Annotated in this window: 13 protein-coding genes; 10 read left to right on the forward strand and 3 right to left on the reverse strand. The window is 69.0% G+C overall.

Annotation, left to right across the window (positions count from 1 at the left end; all coding sequences use genetic code 11):
• The first annotated feature begins 12 nt into the window (after positions 1-12).
• From JKL49_RS02290 to JKL49_RS02330, 9 genes are all read left to right on the forward strand, one after another.
• Positions 13-1,182, forward strand: a complete 1,170-nt coding sequence (locus JKL49_RS02290) for a phosphoserine transaminase (RefSeq protein WP_215338058.1) — start codon at positions 13-15, stop codon at positions 1,180-1,182.
• Between the two features lie 84 nt (positions 1,183-1,266).
• Positions 1,267-2,841, forward strand: coding sequence for a phosphoglycerate dehydrogenase (gene serA / locus JKL49_RS02295; RefSeq protein WP_215338059.1), 1,575 nt, complete (start codon positions 1,267-1,269; stop codon positions 2,839-2,841).
• Positions 2,842-2,880: 39 nt separating this feature from the next.
• On the forward strand, positions 2,881-3,237 hold the full coding sequence (locus JKL49_RS02300; RefSeq protein WP_215338060.1) for a hypothetical protein: 357 nt from the start codon (positions 2,881-2,883) through the stop codon (positions 3,235-3,237).
• Between the two features lie 81 nt (positions 3,238-3,318).
• Positions 3,319-4,104, forward strand: coding sequence for an ImuA family protein (locus JKL49_RS02305; RefSeq protein WP_215338061.1), 786 nt, complete (start codon positions 3,319-3,321; stop codon positions 4,102-4,104).
• Complete coding sequence (locus tag JKL49_RS02310) at positions 4,022-5,605, forward strand: DUF6504 family protein (RefSeq protein WP_215338062.1); 1,584 nt, start codon at positions 4,022-4,024, stop codon at positions 5,603-5,605. The genes JKL49_RS02305 and JKL49_RS02310 overlap by 83 nt, the downstream gene beginning before the upstream one ends.
• The gene (locus JKL49_RS02315; protein WP_215338063.1) at positions 5,602-8,793 is read left to right on the forward strand and encodes an error-prone DNA polymerase; all 3,192 of its coding nucleotides are present in this window, start codon (positions 5,602-5,604) and stop codon (positions 8,791-8,793) included. Before JKL49_RS02310 ends, JKL49_RS02315 begins: the two co-directional genes overlap by 4 nt.
• Positions 8,794-8,891: 98 nt before the next feature.
• The gene (locus JKL49_RS02320; protein WP_215338064.1) at positions 8,892-10,385 is read left to right on the forward strand and encodes a carboxylesterase/lipase family protein; all 1,494 of its coding nucleotides are present in this window, start codon (positions 8,892-8,894) and stop codon (positions 10,383-10,385) included.
• Complete coding sequence (locus tag JKL49_RS02325) at positions 10,382-11,662, forward strand: sulfatase family protein (RefSeq protein ID WP_215338066.1); 1,281 nt, start codon at positions 10,382-10,384, stop codon at positions 11,660-11,662. Before JKL49_RS02320 ends, JKL49_RS02325 begins: the two co-directional genes overlap by 4 nt.
• 6 nt (positions 11,663-11,668) lie before the next feature.
• Positions 11,669-12,199 (forward strand): hypothetical protein, encoded by a 531-nt coding sequence (locus JKL49_RS02330; RefSeq protein WP_215338069.1) that lies wholly within the window; start codon positions 11,669-11,671, stop codon positions 12,197-12,199.
• 142 nt (positions 12,200-12,341) lie between these two features.
• Here JKL49_RS02330 and otsA read toward each other — a convergent pair whose 3' ends face one another.
• Together otsA and otsB are read right to left on the reverse strand one after the other, a co-directional pair.
• Positions 12,342-13,739 carry an alpha,alpha-trehalose-phosphate synthase (UDP-forming) gene (otsA, locus tag JKL49_RS02335; RefSeq protein ID WP_215338071.1) on the reverse strand — a complete coding sequence of 466 codons (1,398 nt, stop codon included), beginning with the start codon at positions 13,737-13,739 and terminating at the stop codon, positions 12,342-12,344.
• Positions 13,736-14,488 (reverse strand): trehalose-phosphatase, encoded by a 753-nt coding sequence (gene otsB, locus JKL49_RS02340; RefSeq protein ID WP_215338073.1) that lies wholly within the window; start codon positions 14,486-14,488, stop codon positions 13,736-13,738. Before otsB ends, otsA begins: the two co-directional genes overlap by 4 nt.
• A 158-nt stretch (positions 14,489-14,646) precedes the next feature.
• Here otsB and zwf point away from each other — a divergent pair, with 158 nt between their 5' ends.
• Positions 14,647-16,110 (forward strand): glucose-6-phosphate dehydrogenase, encoded by a 1,464-nt coding sequence (gene zwf / locus JKL49_RS02345; RefSeq protein WP_215338075.1) that lies wholly within the window; start codon positions 14,647-14,649, stop codon positions 16,108-16,110.
• Between the two features lie 11 nt (positions 16,111-16,121).
• Here the strand turns inward: zwf and JKL49_RS02350 are convergent, their stop codons facing one another.
• A complete protein-coding gene (locus JKL49_RS02350; protein ID WP_215338077.1) occupies positions 16,122-16,349 on the reverse strand; it encodes a DUF5961 family protein in 228 nt (75 codons plus the stop codon).
• Between the last annotated feature and the right edge of the window lie 25 nt (positions 16,350-16,374).

A 16,374-nucleotide genomic window follows, 5' to 3' on the forward strand; every position in this document is an offset into this window, starting at 1 on the left:
GGAGACATCGCTATGAATACCCTCGCCAAGCCGGCCATGCGTCCGGCCCGCCCCGAATTCTCGTCCGGCCCGTGCGCCAAGCGCCCCGGATGGAATCCCCAAAATCTCCAGAACGCCGTCCTCGGACGCTCGCACCGCTCCAAGCTGGGCAAGGCGCGTCTGAAGGAAGCCATCGACCGCACCCGTGAGGTGCTGCAGGTGCCGGACGACTATCTGATCGGCATCGTCGCCGGCTCGGACACCGGCGCCGTGGAAATGGCCCTGTGGTCCATGCTCGGTCCCAAGACCGTCCAGCTGCTGGCCTTCGAAAGCTTCGGCAAGGACTGGGTCACCGACGTGGTCAAGCAGCTGAAGCTGCCGGCCGAGGTGCTGGACGCCCCCTATGGCGAGCTGCCGGACCTGACCAAGGTGCGCAAGGACGCCGACCTGGTCTTCACCTGGAACGGCACCACCTCGGGCGTGAAGGTCCCCAACGCCGACTTCATCGCCGCCGACCGTGAAGGCATCACCATCTGCGACGCCACCAGCGCCGCCTTCGCCCAGGACCTCGACTGGGCCAAGCTCGATGTGGTCACCTTCTCCTGGCAGAAGGCGCTGGGCGGCGAAGGCGCCCACGGGATCCTGATCCTTGGCCCCCGCGCTGTCGTCCGCCTGGAAAGCTACACGCCGGCCTGGCCCATGCCCAAGCTGTTCCGCATGACCAAGGGCGGCAAGGTCAGCCTCGACATCTTCGAGGGCGCCACCATCAACACCCCCTCCATGCTCTGCGTGGAAGACGCCATCGACGCGCTGAAGTGGGGCGCCTCCATCGGCGGCCTGCCCGAGATGCAACGCCGCGCCGACGCCAACCTCGGCGCGCTGGCCGACTGGGTCGCCAAGACCCCGTGGGTGGAGTTCCTGGCCGCCGATCCGGCGATCCGGTCCAACACCTCGGTCTGCCTCAAGGTGGTTGATCCGGCCGTCACCGCCCTGTCCGACGACGCCCAGGCCGACTTCGCCAAGAAGCTGGCCGCCATCCTCGAGAAGGAAGGCGTGGCCCTGGACATCGGCGGCTATCGCGACGCCCCGGCGGGTCTTCGGATCTGGTGCGGCGCCACGGTGGAGACCTCCGACCTGGAGGCCCTGACGCCCTGGCTCGACTGGGCCTTCGCGTCCACCGCCGCCGACCTGCAAGCCGCTTAAAGCCCTTTAGCGCTCCCGCCGCCTGGACCGCCGCGCGCGCCGGCGCCGGGAGCGCACCCCCACATCGCCTAAGGATACCGCCCCATGCCCCGCGTTCTCATCGCCGACAAGCTGAGCCCCGCCGCCATCGACATCTTCAAGCAACGCGGCGTCGACGCCGACGTGAAGACCGGCCTCAGCAAGGAAGAACTGCTCAAGATCATCGACCAGTATGACGGCCTGGCCGTCCGCTCGGCCACCAAGGCCGACAAGGACGTCATCGCCGCCGCCACCAACCTGAAGGTCATCGGCCGCGCCGGCATCGGCGTCGACAATGTCGACATCCCTGCGGCGACCTCCAAGGGGATCGTGGTGATGAACACCCCCTTCGGCAACTCGATCACGACGGCCGAGCACGCCATCGCCCTGATGTTCGCCCTGGCCCGGCAGCTGCCTGCCGCCGACGTCTCCACCCAGGCCGGGAAGTGGGAGAAGAACCGCTTCATGGGCGTGGAGCTCTACGCCAAGACGCTGGGCCTGATCGGCGCCGGCAATATCGGCGGCATCGTCGCCGACCGCGCCAACGGCCTGAAGATGAAGGTCGTGGCCTACGACCCCTTCCTCTCGGCCGAACGCGCCGTGGAGCTGGGCGTGGAGAAGGTCGAGCTCGACGAGCTGCTGGCCCGCGCCGACGTCATCACCCTGCACACCCCGCTCACCGACAAGACCCGCAACATCCTGTCGGCCGAAGCCCTGGCCAAGGCCAAGAAGGGCGTGCTGATCATCAACTGCGCCCGCGGCGGCCTGGTGGATGAAGCCGCCCTGCGCGCCGGTCTCGACAGCGGCCACATCGGCGGCGCGGGCTTCGACGTGTTCGTCGAGGAGCCGGCCAAGGAAAACGTGCTGTTCGGCGCCGAGAACTTCATCGCTACCCCCCACCTGGGCGCCTCGACCATGGAGGCCCAGGAGAACGTGGCCCTGCAGGTCGCCGAGCAGATGAGCGACTACCTGCTCACCGGTGCGGTCTCCAACGCTCTCAACAGCCCCTCGGTCACCGCCGACGAAGCCCCCAAGCTGAAGCCCTTCATCGCGCTGGCCGAACGCCTCGGCGCCTTCGCCGGCCAGATGGTCGACGTCGAGGTCAAGGCCATCGACATCGCCTATGAGGGCGAGGTCGCCAACCTCAACACCCGTCCCCTGACCGCCGCCGCCCTGGCCGGCGTGATGCGGCCCATGCTGGCGGAGATCAACATGGTTTCGGCCCCGGCCGTGGCCCGCGAGCGCGGCATCACCGTCTCGGAAAGCAAGCAGGACGACAGCCCCATCTATGAAAGCCTGGTGCGGATCACCGTCACCACGGCCATGGGCAAGCGCAGCTTCGCCGGTTCGGTGATGGCGGGCACCCCGCGCATCATCGAGGTCAAGGGCATGGACCTGGACGCGCCGTTCGGCTCGACCATGCTCTATGTGAACAACCTCGATAAGCCGGGCTTCATCGGCAATCTGGGCGCCATCCTGGCCGACGCCAACGTCAACATCTCCACCTTCAACCTGGGCCGGGTTTCCGCCGGCGAGGACGCCATCGCCCTGGTGGGCGTCGACCAGGACCCGTCGGACGCGCTGATCACCAAGATCCGCGCCCTGCCGCACGTGAAGGAAGCCCGCACCCTGCGGTTCTAAAAACTTGATAGGCGGCGGCTTCCTCGGGAAGCTGCCGCCATGTCTCGTCCAGAACGACACTCCCACACTGTGCCCGGCGGCCGGGCCTACTGGCTGACGCAGAAGCTGTGGGCGGCGGCCGCCGGCCTGCCGGTGATCTCGGTGGCCATCGCCGACATCCCGGAATTCGACCAGGACTGTTGGTTCCGCGGCCAGGCGCCGACCTTGCGCGACGTGGCCGGCCACACGCGGCGGATCATGGCCGCCGACCTGTCCTATCCGATCATCTTCTCCGCCGACGGCGCCCTGATGGACGGCGGCCACCGCATCGCGCGCGCCTGGATTGAGGGGCGGACGCAGATCGACGCGGTCCGCTTCACGATCGATCCCGAGCCGGAAGAGGTTCGCAGCCTCTAGCTGGAAGCGACTCCACCATGGGGTGATTGACTCTTCCGTTCGCGAGACTAGAACAAAATAGGAACAAAGGAACAGGAAGCCATGTCCGGTTTTCGCGATGAGCGGCTCGCCGCTCTCAAGGCGAAGATCGCCACCCTCGAGGCGGGCGGACGGGCGGACTCTGAATCCCTGCCCTTCGGCGATCCCCGCATCGACAGCTGCTTCCTGACCGGCGGTCTTCCCCTGGGCTGCTGGCACGAGTTCGGCGCCGAGGGGATGGAGGCCGAGACCGCCGCCTGTCCCGCCGCCTTCGCCGCCCTGACAGCCGCGCCGCTCGCCAAGCGGGGCGAGGCGGTGTGGATCCTGCGCCGCGACGACCTCTTCGCGCCCGGCCTGGTGGGGCTGGGCTTTCCCGCCGAGCGGCTGATCCAGGTCTGCGCCCGTGACGAGGCCGAGGCCCTGGCCGTGGCCGAGGACGCCCTGGCCACCCCCGGCGTCACCGCCGTCTTCGCCGAGGTGGAGGCCGTCAGCCTCACCGCCGGCCGACGCTTGCAACTGGCCTGCGAGAAGCGTGGGGCCACCGGTTTCGTGATCCGACGGCGACCCTATGGCGGCAAGGCCAAGGCGGCCAGCGGCTCGGCCGCGGCCAGCCGCTGGCGGGTCACCCCCGCCGCCAGCGAGCCCGGACCGGGGGAATTCGGTCTGGGTCCCCCGCGCTGGGCGGTGACCCTGGAACGCTGCCGCGGCGGCCGCACCGGCGCCTGGCTGTTCGAGGCGGCTGACGCCTACACCTACGAGGCTTCTGATGGCACGCATCCTCTGCGCCTGGTCGCCCCTCTGGGCGATCTCCAACTGGCGCCGGCGCAACCCTTCCGCCGAACCGCCTAGAGCGCTTTCAGGCGAAGTGGGAACCGGTTCGCCGTCCGAAAGCGCGACCAGAAAAGAGTCTTCCCCGTTTGCGCTGATCGAGACGGCCCAGGGCGCCCGCCGCCTCTCGGCCGTGGACCGGACGGGCCGCAAGCTGGGCCTCTATGTGGGGCAGAAGGCCACCGATGCGGCGGCCATCGCGCCCGAGCTGATCACCGTCGAGGCCGAGCCGGAGGCCGACGCCCAGGCCCTGGAGGCCCTGGTGGACTGGTGCGTGCGCTTCTCGCCCGCCGTGGCCGCCGACGAGCCCGACGGCCTGTTCCTCGACATCAGCGGCGTCGCCCATCTGTGGGGCGGGGAGGCCGCCCTGCTGGCCGATTTCCAGGGGCGGCTGACCGCCAATGGCTTGGCCTTCCGCTGCGCCGTCGCCGACACGCCGGGCGCGGCCTGGGCGCTCGCCCACTACGGAGAAGACGGCGCCATCGCCCCGCCCGGCGGGCAGATCGCCTTGCTGGCGCCCCTGCCGCCGGCCGCTCTGCGGCTGGCGCCGGAAACCGCCGCCCAGATCGACCGCCTGGGGTTGAAGGTCCTGGCCCAGCTCTTCGACATCCCCCGCGCGCCGCTGGCCCGCCGGTTCGGGATGGAGACCCTGACCCGTATCGACCAGGCCCTGGGGCGGTCGAAAGAGGCGCTGACCTATCGCCGTCCGGCCAATCCCTGGTTCGCCCGCCTGGCCTTCGCCGAGCCGATCAGCGCGCCGGAGGATATGGCCCGCGTGGCCTACGACGTCGGCCTCCAGCTCTGCGCGCGACTGGAAAAGGAGGGGCGGGGGGCGCGGCGCTTCGAGCTCTGCTTCCATCGGGTCGACGGTCATGTCGCCCCGCTCAATGTCGGCCTGGCGTTGGCCGCTCGCGATCCCGTCCGGATCGCCAAGCTGTTCGCCCCCAAGATCGAGACTATCGACCCCGGCTTCGGGGTGGAGGTGGTGACCCTTGAGGCCGCCGAGGTTGAGCCGGTCTCCGGCCGCCAGGCGCGGCTGGACAGCCTGCTGGAGGCAGGCAGCGCCGAGGGTCTGGCGCCTCTGATCGACCGCCTCACCAACCGCCTGGGGGAGGATCGGGTCTGGAAGGCCCGTCCGGTGGAGAGCCACGTCCCCGAACAATCCGCCGCCCCCGGCGCCCCCATGGCGCCGCCGCTCGCCGGCTGGGACCCGGAGCGGCCCCGGCCCCTGCGCCTGTTCAGCCGGCCCGAGCCCCTGGAACTGGTGATGGCCCCGATCCCCGACGATCCCCCGGTGCAGTTCCGCTGGCGAGGACAGATGTACCGGGTGCGCCGCGCCGAGGGACCCGAACGGATCGGTGAGGAGTGGTGGCGCGGCGAAATCGAGGACGCCCGCACCTCTCACATCCGCGATTACTACCGGGTGGAGGACGAGGTCGGCGCGCGCTTCTGGCTGTTCCGCGCCGGCATCTATGCGCCTGGCGTCGAAGCCAAGTGGTGGCTGCACGGGCTGTTCGCATGACGCGCTATGTGGAGCTCCAGGCCGCCACCAACTTCTCCTTCCTGCGCGGCGCGTCGCATCCGCACGAGTTGGTGCAGACGGCCAAGGCCCTGGGTCTCGACGCCATCGGCATCGTCGACCGCAACAGCCTGGCCGGCGTGGTCCGCGCCTGGTCGGCGGTGAAGGACCTGGGGGCGCCCACGACGTTCCGCGCCTTCACCGGTTGCCGCCTGGACTTCGCCGATGGGACGCCAAGCCTGCTCTGCTATCCCAGCGACCGCGAGGCCTATGGCCGCCTGACCCGCCTGCTCACCGTCGGCCAGCGCCGCTCGATCAAGGGCGAGTGCGAGCTGCACTGGGAAGACTATCTCCAGCATGCGGAGGGCCAGCTCACCCTGGTGGTCCCGCCGTTGCGCCTGGACGCCGCCTTCGAGGCCGACCTGATCAGGATCGCCCAGGCCCTGCGCGGCTCGGTCTGGCTGGCGGCGTCGCGGCCCTATGGCGCGCGGGACCTGCAGCGGCTGTCGAAGCTGGCGGCCCTGGCGCAGGTCAGCGGCGCGCCGATGGTCGCCACCAACGACGTCCTCTATCACGGCCCCGAACGCCGGGCCCTGCAGGACGTGGTCACCTGCATCCGCGAGACCTGCACCATCCACGACGCCGGCCTGCGCCTGGAGGCCAATGCCGAGCGGCACCTGAAGACGCCTGCTGAGATGGCCCGCCTGTTCGCCAAACTCCCCGGCGCGGTGGAGCGCAGCGTCGAGATCGCCGCCCGCATCCAGTTCGACCTCGGCCAGCTCAAATACGAGTATCCCGACGAGCCTGTGCCGCGGGGCAAGACCGCCATCGGCCACCTGCGCGACTTGGTCTGGGAAGGCGCCAAGACCCGGTTCTCCACGGGCATGGGGGAGAAGGAGCGCGCCACGATCCAACACGAGTTGGACCTGATCGAGAAGCTCGGTTTCGCCAACTACTTCCTCACCGTCCACGACATCGTCGCCTGGGCCCGCAGCCAGGACATCCTCTGCCAGGGGCGGGGGTCGGCGGCCAATTCCTGCGTCTGCTTCTGCCTGGGCGTCACGGCGGTGGACCCCACCAAGGCCGACCAGGACCTGCTGTTCTCCCGCTTTATCTCCGAGAAGCGCGGCGAGCCCCCGGACATCGACGTGGATTTCGAGCACGAGCGCCGCGAGGAGGTGATGCAGTACGTCTACCGCCGCTACACCCGCGAACGGGCCGCCATCGTCGCCACCGTCATCCATTACCGCCCGCGCATGGCGATCCGCCAGGTGGGCAAGGCGCTGGGCCTCACCGAGGACGTCACCGCCGCCCTGTCTGGCACGGTCTGGGGCAGCTGGGGCGATATGGTCCCCGACGAGCATATCCGCCAGGCGGGCCTCGACCCCGACAATCCGGAAATCCGCCGCGCCACGGCGCTCGGCCAGGAACTGCTGAAATTCCCCCGCCACCTGTCGCAGCACGTCGGCGGCTATGTGCTCACCCAGCGCCGCCTGGACGAGACCGTGCCCATCGGCAACGCCGCCATGAAGGACCGCACCTTCATCGAGTGGGACAAGGACGACATCGACGCCATCGGCCTGATGAAGGTCGATGTCCTGGCGCTCGGCATGCTGACGGCCCTGAAGCGCAGCTTCGACATGCTGCCGCCCCTGGAGGACGGAACGGTCATCAGCGACATCGCCCACATCCCGCAGGAGGTCCCCGAGGTCTACGACATGCTCTGCAAGGCCGACTCCGTGGGGGTCTTCCAGGTGGAGAGCCGGGCCCAGATGTCGATGCTGCCGAGGCTTAGGCCCCGCAAGTTCTACGACCTGGTGATCGAGGTCGCCATCGTCCGGCCAGGCCCGATCCAGGGCAACATGGTCCATCCCTATCTGAAGCGCCGGGGCGATCCTTCCCAGGTGACCTATCCGCGGCCTTCGGCGGACTTCCCCCAGGACGAACTGGAGAAGATTCTCAAGAAGACCATGGGCGTGCCGCTCTTCCAGGAGCAGGCCATGCGCATCGCCATCGAGGGCGCCCAGTTCAGCGAGAACGACGCCGACGGTCTGCGCCGCGCCATGGCCACCTTCCGCCACCACGGCAATGTCGGGGAGTATGAGATTCAGTTCCGCGAGGGGATGACGGCGCGGGGCTACGATCCGCAGTTCGTCGACGACTGCTTCCACCAGATCGAGGGCTTCGGCTCCTACGGCTTCCCCGAAAGCCACGCCATCAGCTTCGCCCTGCTGGTCTACGCCTCGGCCTGGGTGAAGTGGCGGTGGCCCGACGCCTTCTGCGCCTCCCTGCTCAACAGCCAGCCCATGGGCTTCTATCAGCCGGCCCAGCTGGTCCGCGACGCCCGCGAACATGGGGTGGAGGTGCGGCCCCCCGACGTGATGGCCAGCGACTGGGACTGCACCCTGGAGCCGGTGGAGGGCCAACGCCTGCGGGCCATGCGGCTGGGCCTGCGGCAGATCAAGGGGTTCAAGGAAGACGACGGCGTGGCTCTAATGAAGATGCGCGAGGCGGGCGTGCGCACGGTCGAGGCCTTCGCGCGCGGCCTGTCGCGCCGCGCCATGGAGCTGCTGGCCGAGGCCGACGCCTTCGCGGGCATGGGCCTCTCCCGCCGCCAGGCCCTTTGGGCGGTGAAGGGGCTGCTGGGGGAGACCCGGGTGGAGACCGACGCTCCGCTTTTGGCCATCATGGATCGCCCGGAGGTCCAGGTGCAGCTGCCCCTGATGAGCCTGCCCATGAACGTCACCGAGGACTATCGCACCACGCGCCTGTCCCTGAAGGCCCACCCTTGCGAATTCTTCCGCGGCGAGCTGGCCCAGGCGGGCGCGGTCCCGGCGGCGGCGCTGAAGCATATGCGCGACCGGCGCTGGACCTCGGTGGGGGGCATCGTCCTGGTGCGCCAGCGGCCGGGCACCGCCAAGGGGGTGGTGTTCATGACCCTGGAGGATGAGACGGGCATCGCCAACATCGTCATCTGGAAGGACGCCTTCGAGGCCAACCGCCGGCTGGTGATGACCGCCACCCTGCTGCAAGTCCACGGCCAGCTGCAGATCGAGAGCGACGTGGTCCACCTGGTGGCCAAGAGCTTCACCGACCTCTCTCACCTGACCGCCCGCCTGCGTGACGAGGGACCTGCCGCTGACTCGGGCCGCAAGGCCGGCGGCCTGATCCACAGCCGCGATTTCCACTGAGTTCAGCTTGACCACACAGCACACGCGGCGAATGGTTCGGCCCGACAGATAGAGATGGCCGACCGTATTTCAGGCCGCAGGATTTCGGGGACGAACCCATGAAGCTCGCCGTGCTCTCCGCGATCCTGGCCCTCGCCGCCGCCCCGGCCCTGGCCGACCCGGTGAAGGCCACCGTCGAGGGCGGCGTCATGATGGGAACGCAGACCGCGACGGCGGACATCTATCGCAACATCCCCTACGCCGCCCCGCCGGTCGGCTCCCTGCGCTGGGCGCCGCCGGCCAAAGTCGTTCCCTGGACGGGTGAGCGGGACGGGACCAAGGCGGGCGTCTCCTGCATGCAGACCATGCGCGCCGACGGTGCGCCCAACGTCGGCAGCGCCAACGGACCGATGAGCGAGGACTGCCTGCAGCTCAACGTCTTTACGCCCAAGGGGGCCAAGAAGGCGCCGGTGATGGTCTGGCTGCACGGCGGCTTACACCGCTATGGCGCGGGCTGGATCTATGATGGCTCGAATTTCGCCCGCGACGGGGTGGTGCTGGTGGCCATCAACTACCGCCTGGGCCCGCTCGGTTATTTCGCCCACCCGGCGCTCACCAAGGCCGCGGGGCCCGGCGAGGCGGTCGGCAACTACGGCCTGATGGACCAGATCGCGGCGCTCGAATGGGTGAAGCGCAACATCAAGACCTTCGGCGGCGACCCCTCCAACGTCACCCTGTTCGGTGAGAGCGCCGGGGGCGGCAGCACGCTGGCCCTGCTGGCGACGCCGAAGTCCAAGGGCCTCTACAAGAAGGCCGTCGTGCAGTCAGGCGGCGGCTGGGGCGGCCCCACGACGCTCGCCGACAAGGAGGCCGAGGGGGTAAAGGGCGCCACGGCCCTGGGTCTCACCGACGCCACCGCCGACCAGCTTCGCGCCGCGCCCGCCGCCGACCTGATCGCCAAGGTGGACGGCACTTTCGGGCCCTTCGTCGACGGCAGGCTGATGAAGGAGACCTCGGCCCAGGCCTTCGCCTCGGGCCGCGCCAATGACGTGCCGCTGATCATCGGCTCCAACTCCGGCGAGGATTCGCTGATGGGCGAGTTTGGACTGCCGCCGGCGACAGTGGGCAAGCTCCTGCCGCCCGCGATGCGCGCGGTCTACGCTGAGGAAGCCGCGCAGGGCGACGAGGTCCTGGGCCGCGCGGCCTTTACGGACCGGGCGATGGGTGCGCCGGCCCGCTGGACGGCCGCGCGGGCCGCCAAGGGCAAGCCCGCCTGGCTCTACTACTTCTCCTATGTCGGCTCGCGCTTCCGGCCGATGGTGACGCGATCCTTCCACGCTGCGGAAATCCAGTACGTGTTCGAATACTGGGGCCGCCGCACGCCGCTCAGCATGATCAAGCCCGACGACCAGGCCATGGCTACCCTGATGCACGGCTGCTGGGTGGCCTTCGCCAAGACCGGCAAGCCCGCCTGTGACTGGCCGGCCTATGATCCGAAGTCCGACCAGCTGATGGAGTTCGGCGCCCCGAGCGGCGTCCGCACCCATTTCCGCAAGGCCCGCCTGGACGCCCAGGAGGCCGTCGCCCTGCCGACCCTGGAGTTGCCCAAGTGAGTCAGCGTCCCCCCAACTTCATCGTCATCGTCGCCGACGACCTCGGCTATGGCGACATCGGCTGCGACGGCGGGACCATCATCCGCACGCCGCACCTCGATAAGATGGCCGCCGAGGGCGTACGCTTCACCGACTTCTACGCCTCGGCCAATGTCTGCACGCCGTCGCGGGCGGGCCTGCTCACCGGCCGCTACGCGATCCGCTCAGGGTTAGCCCACGAAGTGATCCAGCCCGCCGACACCACCGGCCTGCCGCTCAGCGAGGTCACTATCCCCAAGGCCCTGGGGGACGCCTACGCCACCGCCCTGATCGGCAAGTGGCACCTGGGCCATGTGGCGCCCCACTGGCCGCCCACCGTCCATGGTTTCGACCGCTTCTATGGCCTGCCCTACAGCCACGACATGAAGCCGCTGGCCCTCTATGCGGGAGAAGGGGCGGCGGTGGACGTCATCGAGGCCCGGCCCGACTTCGCCAAGCTGACCCAGAATTTCTTCGAACAGACCGTGGCCTTCGCCGAGGAGAATCGCCACCGGCCGTTCTTCGCCCTGGTGACCCTGACAGCGCCGCACATCCCGCTGAAGCCCAATCCCGACGACCTCACCGGTTCGCCGGGCGGCGCCTATGGCGAGGTGGTGGAGGAGATCGACCTCAATATCGGCCGCCTGCTGGGCAAGCTGAAAGAGTTCGGAATCGATGAGGACACCCTGGTGATCTTCACCTCCGACAACGGCCCCTGGTTCGAGGGCTCGTCGGGCCCCTTCCGCGACCGAAAGGGCGGCTCGGCCTGGGACGGCGGCTTCCGGGTGCCCTTCATCGCCCGCCAGCCGGGGACCCTGCCGGCCGGTGTGGTCACCGACGCGCTGTCCAGCAACCTGGATATCCTGCCCACCCTGCTGGCCATGGCGGGGATTGATCCGCTTACGGATCGAGAGCTTGACGGCGCCGACCTCAGCGCGGTGATGACCAAGGGCGCGGCCTCGCCGAACGACCAGATCGTGCTGTTCGACAACACCCATGTGGCCGCCGTGCGCACGGCGCGCTGGAAGTATGTGGTGCGCTCCTACTACCGGACCTACGACGTGCCCCTGGACCGCTATCCCCTGCTGTTCGACATGGGCAGCGACCCCGGCGAGACCTACAGCGTGGCGTCCCTGCACCCGCAGGCCCTGGCCGATATGACCGCCCGGGTCGCGGCGGCCCGCGCCAAGTACGGTCCCATCGGGGCGGCCTTCCCGCCCCACGTCGCGCCCGCCAGCGCCGCCGATCACCCTGACTGAGGCCCCATGCTGAACCTCACCCTGATCCGCCAGTGCTTCCGCCAATACGGCCTGGTCTGGCTCGGCGCCTTCGCCCTGGTGCTGGCTGCGGCCTTGATCGCCTGGAAGCTGGCCAAGATGGACTACATCCCGGCCGCCGACCTGCTGCTGACCGGCGCCTTCCCGGTGCTGGGGCTGATCCTGGTGGGGTTCGTGATCTACGCCCTGGCGCTGAAACAGAGCCCGCTCACCAAGGCGGTGCTGATCGTCTTCGCCATGGTGCTGGCCCTGCCCCTGCTGTGGGCGCCGGTGCTCGGCGTGATCGCCGGCGCCTGGGTGGCGCACGTTTCCATCGAGTACTCCAGCGTCTACGCCGCCTTCCGCATCACGGTGGGCAAACTGCTCTATGTGGTGACCGAGCAGGTGTTCGGCAGTCCGCTGGTGGACGCCGCCTGGAAGGCCATGCAGGGCTTCGCCGCCCTGGTGGGCTTCATCTCCGCCGTGGTCCATTCCTGGCGGGTGGTGCAGCGGCTCTCCGACAGCCCGGTCGCGCACTAGAGCCTGATCCGTTGAGGTGGAATCGCTTCGCGATTCCGCCGATGCGGTGAATCAGGCTCCAGATTTAAGCGAGAGCATGATTCACGCTTCAGCCGGGACCGCGACGCGGTTCCGTCTAAAACGATCATGCTCTAGTCGGACTCTAGCTCGCCAGCGCGGTGTAGGTTTCTCGCACGCCCGACAGGGCGCCGACATAGGCGTCGCGCCAGGCGCTGACGTCGTCGCGGGTGACGGTCTCGAACATCTGGGTCCAGCGGGCGATCCGCTCGGGCAGCTCCATGGCCAGGGCCCGCTTCAGGGCCTCGGAGATCTCTTCGGGGCTGTTGGGATTGACCATCAGCGCCTGTTTCAGCTGGTCGGCGGCGCCGGCGAAGCGTGACAGGATGAGCACCCCGGGATCGTCCGGGTCCTGTGCGGCCACGAATTCCTTCGCCACCAGGTTCATGCCGTCCCGCAGGGGCGTCACCAGCCCGACCCGGGCGGCGCGGTAGACGCCCGCCAGCTCGTCGCGGCGGTAGTTCTTGTTCACGTAGCGGACCGGGTTCCAGTCGATGTCGGCATACTCGCCGTTGATGCGGCCCGACAGCGAATCCAGCCGCGCGCGGATCTCCTGATAGGCCTCGACCCCCTCGCGGCTGACCGGGGCGATCTGCAGGAACAGCACCTCGCGGCGCACCTCGGGATTGTCGGCCAGGAAGTGCTCGAAGCCGGCGAACCGCTCCTCCAGCCCCTTGGAATAGTCCAGTCGGTCCACCCCGACGATCAGGCTGCGGAAGGCGGTGTGGGCCATCATCACATTGTAGGTGCGCCAGGCCCGCTCGCTCTTGGCCATCTGCGCGAACTCGGCGGCGTCGACCCCGATCGGGAAGGCGCCCACCTTTACGGTGCGGCCGAAGGCGCGCAGGTCCGAGCCCACCATCACGCCCTGCGCCTCGGTGAGCACATATTCCTCGAAGGCCTGGCGGTAGTCCGGGGTCTGGAAGCCCACCAGGTCGTAATCGAACAGCGACTGCACCAGCTTCTGGTGGCCGGGCAGGGTGACCATCAGCTGGTGAGCGGGCCAGGGGATGTGCAGGAAGAAGCCGATGCGGTTCTTCACCCCCAGCCTGCGCAGCTCCCGGGCCAGCGGGATCAGGTGGTAGTCGTGGACCCACACCAGATCGCCGGGCTCGATTAGCGGGGCGAGGGTCTCGGCGAACCGCTGGTTCACCCGCTCATAGCCCTCGCCATAGGACCGGTCATAGGCCGTCAGGTCCTGGCGGTAGTGGAACAGCGGCCACAGGGTCTTGTTGGCGTAGCCGTTGTAATATTCGTTGAGGTCGGACTCCTCGAGATCCACCGTGGCGACGGTCACTCCGTCGTGGCGCTCGACATTGAGTTCCCCGGTGAAGGTCTCGGTGGTCTTGCCGCTCCAGCCGAACCACAGGCCGGAATATTCCCGCAGCGCCGCCGACAGGGCCATGGCCAGGCCGCCCACGGTCTCGTCGCCCTTGCCGGTGGGCGGATTGACCCGGTTGGAGACGACGATGAGGCGGGTCATCGCGCCGCCTCCAGCCAGGACAGGGCCGCCTCGACGTCGTCCAGGCGCAGGCGCGCGGCGGTGGCGCGCTTGCGGCCGACCAGAACGCCGTACCCGCCCAGCCGCTCGGCGGCGGCGAAGCCGTCCTCGTCGGTGAGATCGTCCCCCAGGAAGATCGGGGTCGCGCCGGCGAAGGGCGCATGGGCCAGGAAGGCCTCGACGCTGTCGCCCTTGGTGGGGCCAGGGGTGCGCAGCTCGGCCACCATGTCGCCGGGCTGAAGCATCAGGCCCGTGCGGGCGGCGATGCGTTCGGCCTCCCTGCGCGCAACCTGGGCGTGCTGGGGATCGCCCCGATAGTGCAGGGTGGCTGACAGACCCTTGTCTTCGACGATCATCCCCGGATGGCCGGCCGCGAACAGCCGTAGGGCCGCCACGGCCTCGGGCAGGGCAGGGTGAGGTTCGGTCTGGGTCACCACGCCGTCGGCGCCCCGGCGCACCAGGCCGTGGACGGCGGCCACCGCCGGAACCCGGCCCTCCAGGATGCGGTCGATGTCGCAAAGCGTGCGGCCGCTGACCACGGCCAGCCGCCCCTCCAGCCCGCGCATCAGGCTTTCGAGAATTCCGGTGCGGCGCGGATCGGCAACCACATCCTGCGGCCGCGCCACGATGGGGGCGAGGGTCCCATCGAGATCCAGGAACAGGGCCGCCTTGGCCAGCGCCAGGGGCGCCGGCGCCGCGTCAGCTGGAATGTCCAGTTCGGTTACAGTCATAAGATCCAACGCCCCGGGCACGGGAACTGAAACGCCCACGGCCACGGTTCGATCCAAATTCCTTTGTTGCGAAGAGAACGAACGAGCGGGCTTGACGTTGCGGGGGCGAACGCCGCTATGCGCGGTTTGCATCTCTAAGGTTCGCGAAAGGTGACGCGATGGCGCAATCTCCCACGGCCGACGTGATCGTCCTGTTCGGCGGCACGGGCGACCTCGCCCAGAGGATGCTGTTCGCGTCGCTCTACTTCCTCGACGCCGATGGTTTCCTCGCCGACGACTTCCGGGTCATCGCCACGGCCCGGGCCGAGATGACAGCCGAGGCCTTCGCCGACCAGGTCCACGAGTCCATCAAGGTCCGGGCCGGTGGCGTGGACGCCAAGGTCTGGAAGCGGTTCTCCGCGCGCCTGGACTATGTCGGCGGCGACGCCACCAAGCCGGCCGGCATGGTCGCCCTGAAGAAATCCCTGGGCGACGCCAAGACCCCGATCTTCTTCCTGGCCCTCTCCCCCAGCCTGTTCGCGCCGGTCTGCGCGGCCCTGGGGGAGGCGGGCCTGGGCGGCCCCAGCTCGCGGATCGTGCTGGAAAAGCCCATCGGTCGGGACCTGCAGAGCTCGATCGTCATCAACGACGCGGTGGGCGCGGTCTTCCCCGAGCAGAGCGTATTCCGTATCGATCACTACCTGGGCAAGGAGACGGTGCAGAACCTGATCGCCCTGCGGTTCGCCAACACCCTGTTCGAGCCGCTGTGGAACAACCTCACCATCGACCACGTGCAGATCACCGTGGCCGAGACCGAGGGGGTGGGCGACCGCTGGCCCTATTACGACGAGTACGGCGCCCTGCGCGACATGGTGCAGAACCACATGCTGCAGCTGCTGTGCCTGGTGGCCATGGAGCCGCCCTCCGACATGGCGCCGGAGTCGCTACGCAACGAGAAGGTCAAGGTGCTGCGCTCCCTGCGGCCCTTCACCCGCGCCGACGTGCAGTCGATCAGCGTGCGAGGCCAGTATACGCCGGGCGTGGTCGGCGGCGGGTCGGCGGCGGGCTATGAGAGCGAGCGCGGCCAGGCCAGCAACACCGAGACCTTCGTCGCCCTGCGCGCCGACATCGACAACTGGCGCTGGGCCGGCGTGCCCTTCTTCCTGCGCACCGGCAAGCGCCTGCCTGAGCGGCGCACCCAGATCGCCATCCAGTTCAAGCCGGTGCCCCACTCGATCTTCGGCGACCACGCCAAGGCCGACCTGGTGGCCAACCGCCTGGTGATCGACCTGCAGCCGGACGAGGATATCGAGCTGACCCTGATGAACCAGGCCCCGGGCCTGACACAGGGCGGCATGCGGCTGCAGTCCCTGCCGCTGTCGCTGTCGCTGCTGCGGGCCTATTCCGGTCCCAATGCGCGGCGCCGCATCGCCTATGAGCGACTGCTGCTGGACGTCATGCACGGCAACGGGACCCTGTTCGTCCGCCGTGACGAGGTGGAGCAGGCCTGGACCTGGATCGACGGCATCGAGGCCGCCTGGGCCGATAGCGGCATGGTGCCCAAGCCCTATGCCGCCGGCAGCTGGGGCCCGGCCGGCGCCTTCGCCCTCATCGAGCGCTCCGAGCGCGCCTGGTACGACTAGGGCCTCGGGCCCTACCCGCAGGCCTGCGCCTCGCCCGACCCCAGGTCGATGCGGAAGCAGTGGCGTTCCCCGGTTTCGGTGTCGGTGACCACCACCTCGACGTCGCCGTCCTCGTCGGGCTGCGGATGCCAGCGGTCGACAAATTCGAAGGCGGCGGTCTCGAAGTCGGGGCCCATCACATCATAGGCGCGCTGCTGGCCCTGGGTGACGGCGCGGGCTGAGAAGTGGCGGTCGGTCATGGGGCGCTCCTTGCCGAGGACCTAA

Source organism: Phenylobacterium glaciei (assembly GCF_016772415.1).
GTDB lineage: Bacteria > Pseudomonadota > Alphaproteobacteria > Caulobacterales > Caulobacteraceae > Phenylobacterium > Phenylobacterium glaciei.